The organism is Yersinia sp. LJYL362 (assembly GCF_048323875.1).
The window spans coordinates 1-16,611 of sequence record NZ_JBLWEX010000297.1 but is presented as its reverse complement, the minus strand read 5'-3'; the positions used below and the strand labels follow the sequence as shown (position 1 = coordinate 16,611).

Sequence of the window (16,611 nt, the reverse complement as noted above, 5' to 3'; positions counted from 1 at the left end):
TTCCCTCGCTGGCCGCCTTCCTGCAACTTGAAATCTATAGGGTATTCAGCACGGTGCTGCTTCCTAAACCGCAAGTGTATTGGCTGTACTTTAAAGTCTATAGCATTTGCCATTATTCCAGTCTCATTAACGGCTTTTTGCTAAAGCGGCTGCGCAGCCGGTCAAAATAGAGGTAAACCACCGGCGTGGTATACAGGGTCAACAACTGACTCATCACCAGCCCACCGACAATGGTAATCCCCAGCGGTTGGCGCAGTTCCGCACCATCGCCGCTACTTAACACCAGTGGTAGCGCACCGAATAAGGCAGCCAAGGTGGTCATCAGAATTGGCCTAAAGCGCAATAGGCTGGCCTGGAAAATGGCATCGCGGGCGCTAAGGTTGCCATTGCGTTGGGCATCAAGGGCAAAATCGACCATCATAATGGCGTTCTTTTTCACGATACCAATCAATAGCATGATGCCAATCAGGGCGATAAGGCTAAAGGGCGCATCGAACAACTCCAGCGCCAGTAATGCCCCGACTCCGGCGGAAGGCAGTGTTGAAAGAATGGTCAGCGGGTGGACATAACTTTCATACAAAATCCCCAGCACGATATACACCGTGGCGATCGCCGCCATAATCAGCCAGAGCTGGGATTTCAAGGTATCCTGGAACACTTGCGCCGTGCCGGCAAACATACCGCGCACAGTACTCGGTACGCCCAGTTCTGTCATTGCTCGTTCAACGGCTGCCGTCGCTTCAGACAAGCTGCCGCCATCGGGCAAGTTAAATGAGATAGTCGAGGCAGCCGATAAGCCTTGGTGATTAACCGACAGCGGCGCATTAGCGGGCTGCCATTTAGCGAAATAGGACAGCGGGATAGACTGGCCGGCGCTGTTAATCACAAACATCTTATCCAGCGAACTCACATCCTGCGTATATTGAGGCGCGACTTCCATCACCACTTTGTATTGGTTCAACGGCTGATAAATGGTGGAAATCTGCCGCTGACCAAAGGCGTTATTGAGCAACGCATTGGCATCAGACACATCGATACCCAGCCGCGCCATAGTTTCTCGGTCATACGTCAGGGCCATTTCTGAGCCTTTATCCTGCTGATCGGAGTTAACATCCGCTAGCTCCGGTAACTTGCTCAAAGCAGCCCGCACTTTCGGCTCCCATTCACGCAGAGCCGCTAAATCGTCGGCTAATAACGTAAATTGATAACTGGCGTTAGATTGACGGCCGCCAACACGGATATCTTGGACTGGAGACAGGAACAGGCTGGCTCCCGGCTCTTTTGCCAATTTTCCACGCAACCGGGTAATCACTTGTTGCGCCGTTTCGCTACGTTCACTCAGTGGTTTCAATGAGATAAACATCGAGCCACTGTTGGTGCGCGAACCGCCGGTAAAGCCGGTGACATTATCGACCGCTGGGTCAGCACTGACAATTTTCATGAAATCTTTCAGTTTTTGCTGCATCGCCTGGAACGAAATACTTTGATCGGCTTGAATAAAGCCCATCATGCGGCCGGTATCCTGCTCGGGGAAAAAGGTTTTTGGAATGCTGATATAGAGCCAAACATTCAGAGCAATAGTGGAAAGCAGCACAACCATCACCCAGCGTGTATGGCCCAGCACCCAATTGAGCGAGCGGCCATAACCTTGCTGAATAGCTAGCAGCACTTTACCGAATCCACGAATACGTTGTTGTTTCCCTGTCGGTTGTGCACGTAATAAATGGGCGCACATCATCGGCGTTAGGGTTAACGAAATAACCAGTGAGATACCAATTGCCACCGACAATGTGACGGCAAACTCACGGAATAATCGCCCCGGTAATCCTTCCATCAACAGCAGCGGAATAAACACCGCCACCAGAGAAATACTCATCGACAGCACGGTAAAACCGACTTCGCGCACCCCGCGCAGGGCAGCAGCCATCGGTTTCACGCCAGCTTCTAAATGGCGAGAAATGTTTTCCAGCACCACAATAGCATCGTCAACCACAAAACCGGTGGCGATGGTCAGCGCCATCAGCGACAGGTTATTGAGGCTAAAACCGCACAAATACATGGCAGTAAAGGTGCCGATCAACGAAACCGGCACGGCGACCGCGGGGATCAAAGTAGCGCGGCCCGATCGCAGGAACAGGAACACCACCAAAATCACCAATGCTACGGCGATCACCAGTGAGCGCTCCACTTCATCCAGTGAGGCGCGGATAGTCGGCGAACGATCCTGAGCAATATTCAACTCAATCGAGGCGGGGATCGAGGCGCGCAGTGCAGGGAGTTCGGCGCGAATTCGGTCGACGGTGGCAATAATATTTGCGCCCGGCTCACGGCTGATCACCAACAGCACGGCAGGTTTGCCATCGGACATCCCGGCATTGCGCACATCCTGCACAGAATCGACGATATTGGCGACATCTTGTAGCCGCACCGGTGAACCATTGTTGTAGTGAATGATAAGTGGGCGATAACCCTCGGCAGTTTTGATCTCATCATTGGCCTGCACCTGCCAATGTTGCTCACTGCTGTCGATTGAACCTTGCGGGCGGCGCACGTTAGCAGCACTGATCGCCTGACGCACCGCGTCCAGCGACACGCCCTGATTGAACAGCGCACTTGGATTCAGTTCTACCCGCACCGCTGGCAGGGAACTGCCACCGACGGAGACATCACTGACGCCCTCGGTCTGGGCAATTTTCTGCGCCAGTTGGGTTGAGGCAAAGTCATATAATTGCCCCTGACTGAAAGTATCCGAAGTCAGGGTCATTATCATGATCGGCGCATCCGACGGGTTCATCTTGCGATAGGTCGGGCGGTTGGGCATCCCTGATGGGAGCAAACTCTGAGCGGCGTTGAGTGCGGCCTGCACATCACGAGCTGCGCCATTAATATCGCGGCTAAGATCAAATTGCAGAATAATCCGCGTGCTACCCAATGAACTGGTTGAGGTCATTTCATTGACCCCAGCAATTCTTCCCAGTGCGCGCTCCAGTGGTGTGGCAATGGATGACGCCATCGTTTCCGGATCCGCGCCGGGCATGGAGGCGCTGACCATAATCACTGGGTAATCGACCTGCGGCAGTGGTGAGACCGGCAATAAGCTAAAGCCGATCACCCCACTTAGCGTTATCGCCAGTGTCAGCAGAGTCGTGGCCACCGGGCGCTGAATAAACAGAGCAAAGAATTTCACGGCTGTTCCCGTCCATTCGGCAATGCTGGTGTATCAATATCCTGATGATTATGGGAATTGCCATGGGAGTTGCGTGCCAGTTTATCGAACAACAGATAGATAACCGGTGTGGTAAACAGAGTTAGCACCTGACTGACAATCAGCCCTCCGACCATACACACCCCGAGCGGCTGGCGCAGTTCGGCACCGGCTCCGGTACTGAGCATCAGCGGCAATGCGCCAAACAGCGCGGCCAGGGTGGTCATCAGAATTGGGCGGAAACGCAATAAGCAGGCCTGATAAATTGCGTCATAGGGGGTCATACCCTGATCGCGCTCGGCGGCCAGCGCAAAGTCGATCATCATGATGGCATTTTTCTTCACGATGCCAATAAGCAGAATGATCCCGATAATGGCGATCACATCCAGCTCATGGCCGGTCAACATCAGAGCCAATAACGCGCCGACACCGGCGGTCGGTAGGGTCGATAAGATAGTGACCGGGTGAATAAAGCTTTCGTACAACACGCCGAGCACAATATACATCGCCACAATGGCGGCAATAATCAGCCATAGCGTGCTGCCGAGTGCGGCCTGAAACGCCAGCGTCGAGCCTTGGAAACGCGTTGTAATGTCAGCCGGCAGTTGAATGGCTTGCTCCGCTTGTGTCACGGCTTCCACCGCCTCACCCAGAGAATAGCCCGGTGCCAAATTGAATGAGATGGTGGCTGACGGGAACTGATTCAAATGGTTGATAGAAAGCGGCCCGAAGCGCTCTTCGATGGTCGCAATACTGCTCAATGGGACGCCTTTGCCGTCACTGCCGGTCAGGCGGATATCATTGAAGGCCGCCAGCCCCGGCGTGGCTTTGACGTCATGCTCCAACACCACCCGATATTGATTGGCTTGGGTATAAATGGTGGAAATTAGCCGCTGACCAAATGCGTTATACAACGCGCTATCGATGGCTGCCATAGTGATCCCCAGACGGCTGGCGCTGTCTCGGTCGACATTCACAAATGCCACTAACCCCTGATCCTGCCAGTCGCTGGTCACATCTTGGAATGGCGCTTGTTGCTGCAATTCACTGACCAGTTTCGGCACCCAGGTACTGAGTTCCTCAAGCGAGGTGGCTTGCAGGGTGAACTGATATTGGGTGCGGCTCAGTTGAGTATCGATAGTCAAATCTTGCACTGGCTGCAAATAGAGCTTAATACCCGGAACGCCGGATACACTCTGTTGCAGGCGGGTGATGATTTCTGGGATGCGATCCTTTCTGCTCTCCAATGGCTTAAGGTTAATCTGTAACCGGCCATTGTTCAGTGTGGCGTTGGTGCCATCCACCCCGACGAACGAGGTCAGGCTTTCGACGTCCGGATCTTTCAGGATGATAGCGGCCACTTGCTGCTGGCGCTCCGCCATATTACTGAATGAAACCGATTGTGGCGCTTCCAGCGTACCTTGAATCAATCCGTTGTCCTGTAATGGGAAAAATCCTTTGGGCATGATGAGGTAAAGCAATACTGTCAGCACTAAAGTGCTCAGCGCGACACCCAAAGTAATCCATTGGTGCTTAAGGACTTTTTTCAGTGCCACCGCATAATGGGCAATCACCCAGTCAAAAAACTTCTCACTGGCGCGTGACAAGCGGTTTTGTTTGCGCAGTGACTCATAACTGAGCATGCGTGCGCACATCATTGGCGTCAGTGTCAGGGATACCACGGCTGAAATCAGGATTGCCACCGCCAATGTCACCGCAAACTCACGGAACAGGCGGCCGACGATATCACCCATAAACAGCAGTGGAATCAATACGGCAATTAATGAGAACGTCAGTGAAATAATGGTAAAGCCAATCTCACCGGCCCCTTTCAGCGCGGCATCCAGCGGTTTTTCGCCTTTTTCGATATAGCGCGAGATATTCTCAATCACCACAATGGCGTCATCGACCACAAAACCGGTGGCAATGGTCAGCGCCATTAATGTCAGGTTATTGATTGAAAAACCGAGAAAATACATCGCCGCAAAAGTCCCAATCAGTGATAGCGGCACAGCAATACTGGGGATAATCGTGGCCGCTGCATTACGCAGGAACAAGTAAATCACCATCACCACCAACACAATGGCCAGCAGTAACTCGAACTGCACATCATTGACCGAGGCGCGGATAGTGGTGGTGCGGTCGGTCAGTATTTTGACATCAACCGATTTAGGCAGACTTTTGATCAGCTCCGGCAGCATTTCGCGAATACTGTCGGCGGTAGCGATCACATTGACCCCCGGCTGGCGCTGGATATTCAACACAATGGCCTGCTGGTTATTGGCCCAGGCCGCCAGTTTGTTATTTTCTGCGCCCTGCTCGATGGTGGCGACATCTTGCAAGCGGACTGGCGCGCCGTTTTGGTAAGCAACAATCAGGTCGCGGTAATCCTCAGCCGACTTCATCTGGTCGTTGGCGGATAAGGTTACCGAACGGGTTGGCCCATCCAGGCTACCTTTGGCGGAGTTAACGTTGGCATTGCTGATGGCGGTACGAATGGTTTCACTGTCCAGCCCCAAAGCAGCTACCGCCGGGGCATTCAATTTAACCCGCACGGCAGGGCGCTGCCCACCTGAAATGGTGACCAGACCGACGCCGGTGACTTGCGAGATCTTTTGCGCAATGCGGGTTTCCACCATGTCTTCCACTTGTGTCATCGGGATGGCGGTGGAGGTGACGGCTAGCGTCAGAATCGGTGGATCCGCCGGATTTACCTTACTGTAAATCGGTGGATAGGGCAGATCACTTGGCAGCAAGTTAGTGGCGGAGTTAATCGCCGCCTGCACTTCCTGCTCGGCCACATCCAGCGGCAAAGTGAGCTGGAATTGCAAGGTGATAACCGACGCGCCACCGGAACTTTGTGACGCCATCTGTTTCAAGCCAGACATCTGACCAAACTGGCGCTCGAGTGGTGCGGTAATGGAGGCGGTCACCACATCCGGACTCGCGCCGGGATAGAGTGTGACCACCTGAATGGTGGGGTAATCCACTTCCGGCAGGGCGGAAACCGGCAAAGCGCGATAACCGATAATCCCCGCCAGCAAAATGGCGACCATAAATAAGGTGGTGGCGACAGGGCGCAGGATAAATAGCCGTGATGGCCCGCCGCCCGGAGTTGGAGGCATCACTTGCATCAGGATTTCTCCGCCACAGTGGTGGTACTGCCCGCCGATGCGTCCGTCGCTGGTTTTCCGCCCCGACGGTGTGTGGCTTTCTCAGCCGTAGCGGGTTTTTCTGCTGCATCGGTTGGCGTGGTATCCGCTGCGCGCGGCGTGACCACTTCAACTTGTAAACCTTCCGTCAGGCGATCAATACCGTCAGTGACTACGCGCTGACCGGCATCCAGCCCGGCGCTGATAACCACTTGTTTACTATCCTGAATTCCGGTAGTAACTAAGTGCTTACTGACTTTGTTCTCGTCATTTAACGTCCAGACGAAGCTGCCTTCGTTGCCCATCTGTACCGCAGCGGTTGGAACTACCACGGCGTTTTGCAGTAAATCTACTTTGATACGCGCGTTGACAAATTGATTCGGGAACAGCACGTCATCTTCATTGGCAAAGCGGGCTTTTAGCTTAATGGTGCCGGTGGTGGTATCAATCTGGTTATCAATGCTGAGCAGATAGCCCTGAGCCAACAGCTGTTTATTGGTGCGATCCCAGGCTTCAACCGGGACAGTCGTATTATTTTTTGCCGCATTTTTCTGCGCTTGCATAATGGCTGGGATATCACTTTCTGGCAGGGTAAAGACCACATCAACCGGATGTGTTTGAGTGATAACCACAATCGGAGTGGCGGTGCCGCTGGTAATGTAGTTGCCGACATCCACTTGTTTTAGCCCGACTTTGCCGGAAATAGGCGCGGTAATGCGGCTATAAGTCAGTTGCAGTTTGGCGCTATCGATAGCCCCTTGGTCAGCTTTTACACTGCCTTCGCTTTGGCGAACCAGCGAGGCTTGGGTATCCAGATCCTGTTGTGAAATCAGGCCGGTTTTCGCCAGTTTTTGGTAACGGGCTAAATCACGACGCGCGTTATCCAGTGTGGCTTGATCTTTCGCGAGCTGCCCCTGAGCTTGGGTCAGTTGGACTTCGTATGGGCGCGGGTCAATTTCGACCAGTAAGTCGCCAGCGTTGACCTGTTGGCCTTCGGCAAAGTGGATAGCCATTAGCTGACCGTCAACCCGACTGGTGACCGTCACGGTGTTGGCGGCAATCACCGTACCTAAACCGGTGAGATAACGTGGCACCGCTTGTTCGGTAGCCGTGGCGGCTTGTACTGGAGACATCGGCATATTACGCCGCCCCCCAGCGCGGGCGGAACTATTGCCACTCGCGACTTGTTGTGCGCCGGGCGCACTGCTCTGCGGGGCTGCACTGAAATGACGCCAGACAAACACAGCAACAATAATCGCCACCACTACCCCCAATAACATCAGTAACCGGGAAGTGCGTTTGGATTGAGCTTTCATAATGGCGGAGAATCCCTTTTATTGATCTGTTTATGCGCACGCAGGTGCAAAAATGAGAATTTTTATATGTTACTAGTTTAGCGGGGATTTACCGGATAAAAATGGAGGAAATATGAAAGTATTGTCAGGGGTTGGGGAGTGGAGTTTACAATTCTGACATTTAAAATTGTTTTAGTTGATTGATTAAGTGAGCCGGTTCGGTTGTTAGAGCACCGAGCTAACTTAGCCTCCGATGCACCTACCTTCATTCTTCACTCGGCTGCTCAAATGTGCTTTTAACTTCAAGGTCAAAACAAGGGTTTTGAATTGGCTTTTGACCTTGAGCGCAATTAGGGATATTACCGACAAAGACGATGGCCCGAGTGAGCCGCCATGGACGGCGGCGAAAACCGCGCTGGAGCATGGATGCGACTCGCGCTGGCTTGCCCTCCTGCTCGGTTGAGGCCGCAGAGGTAAAGTGATCACTGAACGACTATCAACCGAAAGATGCTCCGGTCTGCTCTAACAACCGAATCGATCACCAATCACCACCATCAATATCACCGATATAACGTCTGCGCCCACCTCGCTAACCCGGCGGTGACGGAGCCAAAATCATTACCACCCACTAATGGAATACCCGGCAATTGCTGCTGTAATGCCGCGCGTAGTAGCGGGGAACGAGCGCTACCGCCGGTCAGGTAAATCACATCTGGAGTGACGTGGCTGGTGGCTAGCGCCAGACTGACTTGCTCTTGAATGCGTTGCAGTGGCTGGGATATGGCTTCGGCGAGCTGTTGTTGGCTGATAGTTTGCCCCAACTCTGGTTGCACAAAATCCAGTGCCGCGGCGACCTGTTGTTGCTCGGAAAGCGCAATTTTGCTCTCTTCTGCGGCCCGCACCAGGCGGTAACTTAAGCGCTGTTGATAGACTTTCAGCAGCAGCTCAACTTGCTGCGGATGAGCGGCATCACGGATCAAATCCCGCAGGAAACGGCCATTAACTGTGCTATAGAAATCGCTCTGAGCCGGAACATCATTGGTGGCAACAGCATTCCAATAGGGTAACGACGGCATCGCAATCCCTTTTTCGGTTTCGCTACCCATACCAAACAGCGGCATCAGCTGCTTGAATGCCAACATGATATCGAGATCATTCCCGCCGACACGGCAACCACTGTGGCCTAACAGGCTTTGCTGGCGATCAGCCAGACCTTGCCATTTCGGCCCCATCAGCAGTACTGAACAGTCAGTGGTCCCGCCGCCGATATCTACCACCAACACGGTTTTCTCGTTCTTGAGTGTGGCCTCAAAATCCAGCCCAGCGGCCACCGGTTCAAACTGGAAGGCGATATCGCGAAAACCAGCGCGTTGCGCGGCGCGCAGTAAAATACCTTCAGCTTGTTGGTTGGCTTCTTCACCGCCAGAACCCTGGAAGTTAACCGGGCGGCCAATTACTGTCTGGCTGATTTCAGCGGCCAAGACCGATTCTGCCTGGCGCTTGATATGGAACATCATGGCGCAGACTAAATCCTCAAACAGCGCCAACTGTTGCGGTTTTAATCCATTGGCACCCAAGAAGGATTTAGGCGATTTTACAAAGTAAACTTCTTCGGGATCTTCAATATAGTGAGCCAGCGCTGACAGGCCGAACATCACACTGTCAGCTGTCACCGGAATATCTTCTTCGCGATTGAACGCCATGGCGCGGCGTAACAGTTGCTGGTTTTCGTCACTGCCGGTTGGTACCTGCCAGTGGCGGTGCAGGCACTCACTCACGGCTTCGCGGGTAGGGGCGCACAACATAGAGGGCAAATAGACGTCATTATTTTCCAGCACCAGCAACTCGGGAGCATCATCCCGCATCACGGCAACTGAGCAGTTTGCTGTGCCGTAGTCAAATCCAATGAACATAATTGCCCCCAGGCCAAATAAAAGGGGGCGACTTTACCTTAGAGTGGTCAGTGGGGCAATCGTCAAGACAGGATATCGGGCTATTTTATCGTGCTATTTTATCGCGAAATAGCCGTTGTTAAGTACTTCAGATAAGGGTTCAGTGCGGCCAATCATTGTGCCGTCGACTAAATCAACACCGATATCAATCAATTTACTCAAAGTCGGCGCTAATTCTACCGGGCCTGCCAGTGTAGCGATATTCGCGCGCTGTGCGGTGCCATTGATAATGGATATCAGCACTTCGTCCATTTGATTAATATGAATATGGGCGATTAATTCGCTGTTAAATTTCAGGTAATCAATGCGGTGCTCAGCTAATAATTCAAAATCATTCAGATTATGGCCAAACTCTTTCACAATGAGCTTGCAGCCTAGCTGTTGCAGTTTGGCGAGGAAGTTACCAATCGCAAACGGATATTGCAGTAATGTGGACTCATCTATCATCCAATACAGGCTTTGTGGCGGCAATAGGGTCTGTTGCACCAGTGTGAGCAGTGATTGACGGAAATCCTCTTTGAGCAGCGCCAATTCTGATAGCGGGATCGCCAGCGCCAGTCCTTTCTGATGAATGGCCTGGGCATGTTCCACTAACAATTGCTCACATATCCAACTGTCGACTTTCGGCAGCAAATTATACAACGTTGCCGCCTCCTCAAAGGCAGACTGGCTGACAAGCGGGCTTTGTGGCCGATCAATCTCGAAACTGACCTGATAGAAACACACTGACAACGGCGTTTTCGGCGGTGCGGTCGGGGTAACCTGTAGCAATAGTTGATTCTCGCTGAGAATACGTTCTACATCTTCCCGACTCAGCAATTCGTGCTGGCGAGCTAACAGCTGCTTTTGCCTCGGCTGATAGAGATAAACCTGACCACGCCCGCTGTGTTTGGCGGTATAACAGGCGATATCAGCCTGCGCCATGATTTCGCTGCGCTGGCTATTGCTGCTACTGATTTGTGTCACACCGGCACTGGCACCTATACGGTATAGCTTATCTTCCCAGTAAAAATGATACCCATTGATCATGGATACCAGACTTTGGGTGATAGCTTTGGCGTGAGGTAGGGTGCAATTGAGCATCAGTAAACCAAATTCATCACCTCCCAGCCGCGCGACACAATCACTGTTGCGCAGATGCTGGCGCATTAATTGACTGAGTTCTTTGAGCAGCGCATCACCCGCAGGGTGCCCTGCGCTGTCGTTAACCGCTTTGAAATAGTCCAGATCAAGGAAGGCCAGCGCGTGTTGTTGGTCAAAATCGATGCTTTTTTGGATGGCGGCCTTCAACTTATTTTCAAAATTGGCGCGATTTGGCAGCCCGGTAAGGTTATCGTGAGAGGCGCTGTGGCTGAGCTTGCGCATCATAGCGCGCGACTCACCGACATCCTGGAACACCAGAACCGCCCCAACAATGGTTCCCTCCAGTGTTTTCAGTGGCGCGACAGATTCCTGAATGTCGTAATGTTGCCCGTCACGATGATGCAATACCATCGACTCATTCAGTGAGGAATAAGGGCGCTGGGTGAGACAATGTTCTATCGGATTATCAATTTCCGGCCCATCGATACCATCAGTGAGCTTAATAATATGCTGTATGGGTTGGCCCAGTGCGATGGTATTTGCCCAACCAGTCATTTTCTCTGCGACTGGATTCATAAAGGTGATTTTCATTTCCTGATCAGTACACACCACAGCCTCGCCGATGGAATCGAGCGTGATATGTAACCGCTCTTTCTCTTCATGCAGTGCTTCAGTCAGATTTCTGATTTCGGTCATATCCAGCGTGGTACCAATCAGGCGCAAAATATTGCCATTTTTGTCGCAAATCATATTGGCCTGATTACGCAAATGGACGATATCGCCATTGGGCAGCAATAGCCTGAATTCAAGCCGGTACGGCTGACGTTGAGTGAGGGCTGCACTGTACTCACGCTTTACGCGGTTGATATCTTCCGGGTGAATGTATTGCTGCCAGACCCTTTCATCAACCGGGGTATTGAGCGGAACATGATAAAGTTCATACATCCGTTTATCCCAACTGATCAGCTGCTTTCTGATATCCAATTCCCAGATACCGATCCCACCGGCTTCGTTTGCCAGCGTGATGCGCTCCATCAGACGGCGGTTAACTATCTCGCTCTTTTTCAGATCATTAATATCTTCGACCTGCGAGATGTAATAGAGCGGCTGTTGCTCATGGTCTCGCACCACACTGACCACCAGTAGCGCCCATACCACCTCGCCATCACTGCGGATATAGCGTTTTTCCATCGAATAACTGGGGATATGACCATGATACAAATCATCAAGCAATTTCAAGTCGGCGGAGAGATCCTCCGGGTGAGTAATTTGCTGAAAAGTCAGGGTGAGTAAGGTTTCCTGCCGGTATCCCAGTAATTTACACAGTGCCTGGTTGACCTGCATCCATTTACCTTCCGGCGACACCAGAGCCATGCCGATAGCCGAGTATTCCATCGCATTGCGAAAGCGGTTTTCACTTTCAACGATATGTTCTTTTTCCATGCGAAAGGCGTGCATCACCATCGCCATAGCGTGAGGTGGAATCAGCACCATCAATAATGGAATAAAGGAAAATGCCTGTACTGATAGTTTGGTATCAACCTGAAGGGTAAACAGGTTGAAATTGATCATCATTGCAATCAGCAAGGTGGCCAGAAAACAGATAGTAAAGGTTTCAAAACGCGGCAAGCGGATGGAGGTCCAGATCAATGCCATGATGATGAAAGTAAAGGGAAATGGCAGATACATCAAACCAAGATAGCAAGCTGACAGTGACACTATCATCATCCATGTCATGTCGAACAGCGCTTTGGTTTTGTTGGTTATATTAAAATAACCCCGGCGGTACAGTAGCCCGACTGGCCCTAAAGCCAACATACCGATGGCTTCAGACATAAACCACACCGTCAGCACTTGGGTAAAGCTGCCGTTTTGCGGCGCTAAATACCACGCCGCTGCCAGCCCACTTATCAGGGGGACGATAACCACGGTACAAATTGAGAATTTAAGCCAACTGAACAGGTTATTTAACGGATCTTTAGGTTGGAGAAATTTACGCAGTAACCAGGCGCCGGCAGCCGCTTCTGTCAGGTTTATCAATGTCAGCGGCAGCGGGAACCAACTGATTCCATATAAAATATAATTGGCGGCAACAATACATATTCCTGCGGACAATAATTGCCACGACCAATAGCGCATGGGGTGGTGGAACAGTGCCACCATCAATACTGCGGTTGGGAACCATAAAGGAGCCAGATTTTCTGATTGCTCAGAAAGGCGGATACAAAATAATGCGAGCAAAAACACCACGATGCTGATGATAGTGATGTGTAGCAGTGTTTTATTGTCAGGAGCCGGTTTTTCAGCCGCGCTGAGATCCATATAACGCCTTATTTTGCTCGCAAACATGTTGATTGTGATGGGGAAATCCATCACATAAAAATAGACCGTATTTGAAAAACGGTCATATTCAGTAGTTTAGTATAGCTAAGCATGGATGGTTGCGATTTTCTGGCTCGATGCTGAATTAATTATTTGTTTATTATCATAATTATTAAACTAAGAATAGAGTGGCGAGTCCCAGAAAAATGAAAAAGCCGCCAGTATCGGTAATAGCTGTGATCATGACACTGGAACCGATTGCCGGATCTCGGCCTAAACGGGCCATGGTCATCGGGATAATGACGCCCATCAGTGCCGCCATTAACAAGTTAAGCATCATTGCCAGCGTCATCACGCCGCCCATAGCGGGATCGCCATAGAGCAGGTAGGTGACCACCCCCATAATCCCACCCCACACCAGACCATTAATCAGTGCGACACCTAGCTCTCTGAACATCAGGAAGGTCACATTACCCTGTTGGATATGGTGCAATGCCAGGGCGCGCACAATCATGGTGATGGTTTGATTACCGGTGTTACCGCCAATGCCGGCGACAATCGGCATTAATGCGGCCAATGCCACTAACTGTGAGATGGTGTCTTCAAATAATCCAATGACCCTTGAGGCGACAAACGCGGTGCAGAGATTGATGGCCAGCCATGACCAACGGGTACGAACCGCACGGCCTACAGGGGAGAACACGTCTTCTTCCGGGCTCAACCCCCCCATGCGCCTTAAGGTGGTGTCGCTCTCTTCATTGACCACGTCAACGATCTCTTCGATGGTCAAACGGCCCATCAGTTTGCCTTTCGCATCAATAACGGCGGCACTGATCAAGTCATAACGCTCAAAGGCACCTGCGGCATCTTCTGCTTTCTGTTCCGGTTGGAAAGTCGTCGGGTTGCTCTCCATTACCTCAAATACCTGGGTATCTGGCGCGTTGAGCAGGATGGCAGTTAACGGCAGTTCGCCCAGTAAGGTATTCTTGCGATCAATAACAAAGATTTTATCTGTAGCATCAGGGATATTTTTCCGATAACGCAAATAGCGCTGCACGGTGGCGAGGGTGACATCAGCCCGAACCGTCACCAGTTCGAAATCCATCATCTGACCGACAGTATCACGGCCATATTGGATAACTTCCCGTACCCGAGCGCGTTGATCCGGATCCAGTGACGTTAACAGGCGGCCCATCAAGTTACGCGGCAGGTATTCAGCCAGATAAGCCTGTTCATCGACATGCAAGGTGCGCATCGCTTTCAACAGGTCTTTATCGCTCATCTCTTTGATCAGTGTATCCCACACTGTTTCAGAGACTTCGACCAGCGTTTGACCGCGTTTCTCGTTTTTGACTAACCGCCACAATGCCAAACGTTCATCGTTGGGTAAGGCTTCGAGTAAGTCGGCAAGGTCAGCGGCGTGCAGATCGTCGAGCAGTGTTTTGATTTCTAAAGTTTGTTCAGCTAATTGCTCATCACTGAGTTTTTCCCGCTCATCCTGACGGCCAAGAATGCCATCGACTAAGGCTTTATTATTTAATAAGAGGGATAGTATTCGATTGCGTATTTCTGCCAGTTTTTTCGCGTTATTTTTAGAGGTTTTTTTGGCCGCAGCAGAAAACGAAACCGGAATGATTGGTACTGGCATAATGTGTGATGTCCGTGTATATAAAACGAGCGCATGAGTGCGAAAATCTAGGGGCTAACATCTGTCTCATGCGGGCCAGGAAGTTCACCATCCACTGACAATTCAACTCGTTGTGCTTCACGTCGCTCCTGATGATGAGAAATAGAGGCGATCCCTGCGAACAATAAGCGGCCAAATAGAATGAGAAAGCTCACCAGCAAGATGATTTTTGTTAGTTGGGTCGATGGCCGTCTCTTCATATTTACCCTTTCCCCTGCGTCCTTGAAATTGCAGCCTGATTTATATCAATAAATGTTAGCTGCATTCGTTCACCCGAATCACTTACTGGTCTTGATCTTAAGAAATAAGTAAGCTCATCGGGACTCTCTTATTTGCTGCCTTGCTGCAATCACTTATCCTGATTACGCTTTATCGGCCTCAGATTCGGTTTCTTCCGCTGCTTCTTCTTCAATGATTAGCTTCCAGCCAACCACATCATCCCAATAAGCCTGTTCACGTTCAAAATCCAGTTGTACCAGATTATTTTGTGCCAGGTAACCGGCTGGGAAACGTAATGTCCAATGGCTATCGTCAGTTATCAGTCGCAGAGTTTCCGGTGTGGTGGTCGATTGGCGCTGATTATTCAATAACGTGCTTAAGCGTAATAACTGAATTAACGGCAAATAATACTTTTTCTTGAACAAATTCAAGCGTGGCAACTCATCAAGCTTAATGGCTTTACGATGCATACGCACCAAGGTTGCCAGCAGCAATTGCTGCTCCTGATTGAAGCCGGGCAGATTGGTATTTTGCAATATATAGGCAGAATGGCGGTGCATCCCGCTGTGATTAATACTCAGCCCCACTTCGTGCAGCATGGCTGCCCAGTTTAGCAAGGCTTCCAGCTGCGGTTGTACCAACTTGGTATTCTGCGCCATCCATTGAGCATAAAGTTGCTCGGTGGTTTCCAGTACCCGACGGGCTTGCTCCCGGTCAATATTGTAGTGTTCGGCCAAACTTTTAGCTGTGCGCTGACGGATATCTTGATGACGGAAACGGCCTTCCATTTCGTACAACACGCCTTCACGCAATGCACCATCAGACAGACGTAACTCTTTGATTGCTAATGCATCAAACACACCACACAAGATAGCCAAACCTGGCACAAATACCGATTGGCGATCTTCCGATAACCCCGGCAGGCTTAGTGCAGAGAAGTGTTTGTATTGCAGTACTTGCTCAACCAGCATTTCGAGGCGTTCTGGGGTGATCAAGCCGTCTTTCTCGCCCATTTCCACCAATACTTCGTAGGTGGCCTTAATGGTGCCGGATGCACCCAGAGCATATTGCCAGCCTTGAATGCGGTATTGCCAGGCAAGATTTTCCAACTTTTGTGCAGCAGCCAGGCGGGCGCGTTTAAAGTTTGTCTTACTGATTTCGCCATGTGGGAAAAACTGTTGCGCAAAACTGACACACCCCATACGGCGGCTTTCAACCAGCAGAGGTTCAAAATCTTCGCCAATCACCAACTCGGTTGAACCACCACCGATATCAATCACCAGTTTACGGCCTTTCTCCGGCTGGGTATGTTCGACTCCCATGAAAATCAGACGCGCTTCTTCCTGACCCGAAATAATTTCGATCGGGTAAGGAATAACTTCGGCGGCGCGCTTGAGGAAAGTCTCTGCGTTCGCCGCTTGTCGCAGTGAATGTGTTCCCACTATGCAGACATTATCTGGTGAGAAACCTTGCAAACGCTCGGCAAACAAGGCCAGGCAAGCCAGACCCCGCTCAATGGCTTCTTCACTGAGCATATTATTGCTATCCAGACCATCAGCCAGATGCACGCGCTGCTTCAGGCGCCCTAAAACCTGCAACGCGCCGTTGACGACGCGGGCAATGACCATATGAAAACTGTTAGATCCCAGGTCGATAGCAGCAATTTCTTGCGGTTTCGAGGTAATTGAATTGTTGG

The 16,611-nt window shown here is 51.1% G+C and carries 9 protein-coding genes; 1 reads left to right on the top strand and 8 read right to left on the bottom strand.

Annotation, left to right across the window (positions count from 1 at the left end; translation table 11 throughout):
• Positions 1 to 112: 112 nt before the first annotated feature.
• Genes mdtC through ACNSO8_RS21215 form a run of 3 tightly spaced genes read right to left on the bottom strand, consistent with a single transcriptional unit; the run spans position 113 to position 7,673 of the window.
• Positions 113 to 3,187 carry a multidrug efflux RND transporter permease subunit MdtC gene (gene mdtC / locus ACNSO8_RS21225; RefSeq protein ID WP_268215990.1) on the bottom strand — a complete coding sequence of 1,025 codons (3,075 nt, stop codon included), beginning with the start codon at positions 3,185 to 3,187 and terminating at the stop codon, positions 113 to 115.
• The gene (locus ACNSO8_RS21220; RefSeq protein ID WP_418395803.1) at positions 3,184 to 6,339 is read right to left on the bottom strand and encodes an MdtB/MuxB family multidrug efflux RND transporter permease subunit; all 3,156 of its coding nucleotides are present in this window, start codon (positions 6,337 to 6,339) and stop codon (positions 3,184 to 3,186) included. The genes mdtC and ACNSO8_RS21220 overlap by 4 nt, the downstream gene beginning before the upstream one ends.
• Entirely contained in the window at positions 6,339 to 7,673 is a 1,335-nt protein-coding gene (locus ACNSO8_RS21215) for an MdtA/MuxA family multidrug efflux RND transporter periplasmic adaptor subunit (protein ID WP_418395802.1), read from the bottom strand. Before ACNSO8_RS21215 ends, ACNSO8_RS21220 begins: the two co-directional genes overlap by 1 nt.
• 319 nt (positions 7,674 to 7,992) lie before the next feature.
• Between ACNSO8_RS21215 and ACNSO8_RS21210 the strand changes: the two genes are divergently transcribed.
• Positions 7,993 to 8,115, top strand: a complete 123-nt coding sequence (locus ACNSO8_RS21210) for a hypothetical protein (protein ID WP_408576858.1) — start codon at positions 7,993 to 7,995, stop codon at positions 8,113 to 8,115.
• Between the two features lie 97 nt (positions 8,116 to 8,212).
• Here the strand turns inward: ACNSO8_RS21210 and yegD are convergent, their stop codons facing one another.
• From yegD to ppx, 5 genes are all read right to left on the bottom strand, one after another.
• Positions 8,213 to 9,565, bottom strand: coding sequence for a molecular chaperone (yegD, locus tag ACNSO8_RS21205; RefSeq protein ID WP_019081788.1), 1,353 nt, complete (start codon positions 9,563 to 9,565; stop codon positions 8,213 to 8,215).
• 93 nt (positions 9,566 to 9,658) lie between these two features.
• Positions 9,659 to 13,009, bottom strand: coding sequence for a diguanylate cyclase (locus ACNSO8_RS21200; RefSeq protein ID WP_418395801.1), 3,351 nt, complete (start codon positions 13,007 to 13,009; stop codon positions 9,659 to 9,661).
• Between the two features lie 172 nt (positions 13,010 to 13,181).
• Positions 13,182 to 14,657 carry a magnesium transporter gene (gene mgtE, locus ACNSO8_RS21195; protein WP_005162151.1) on the bottom strand — a complete coding sequence of 492 codons (1,476 nt, stop codon included), beginning with the start codon at positions 14,655 to 14,657 and terminating at the stop codon, positions 13,182 to 13,184.
• Between the two features lie 47 nt (positions 14,658 to 14,704).
• The gene (locus ACNSO8_RS21190) at positions 14,705 to 14,896 is read right to left on the bottom strand and encodes a YfgG family protein (protein WP_011815811.1); all 192 of its coding nucleotides are present in this window, start codon (positions 14,894 to 14,896) and stop codon (positions 14,705 to 14,707) included.
• Between the two features lie 162 nt (positions 14,897 to 15,058).
• Positions 15,059 to 16,611 (bottom strand): exopolyphosphatase (gene ppx / locus ACNSO8_RS21185; RefSeq protein ID WP_418395800.1); only part of this gene is annotated, 1,553 nt, incomplete at its 5' end.

Coding starts and splice junctions, on each gene's coding strand:
- ACNSO8_RS21200 (WP_418395801.1), bottom strand. CDS start 13,009: ATGGATCTCAGCGCGGCTGAAAAACCGGCTCCTGACAATAAAACACTG.
- mgtE (WP_005162151.1), bottom strand. CDS start 14,657: ATGCCAGTACCAATCATTCCGGTTTCGTTTTCTGCTGCGGCCAAAAAA.
- ACNSO8_RS21190 (WP_011815811.1), bottom strand. CDS start 14,896: ATGAAGAGACGGCCATCGACCCAACTAACAAAAATCATCTTGCTGGTG.
- ACNSO8_RS21220 (WP_418395803.1), bottom strand. CDS start 6,339: ATGCAAGTGATGCCTCCAACTCCGGGCGGCGGGCCATCACGGCTATTT.
- ACNSO8_RS21215 (WP_418395802.1), bottom strand. CDS start 7,673: ATGAAAGCTCAATCCAAACGCACTTCCCGGTTACTGATGTTATTGGGG.
- yegD (WP_019081788.1), bottom strand. CDS start 9,565: ATGTTCATTGGATTTGACTACGGCACAGCAAACTGCTCAGTTGCCGTG.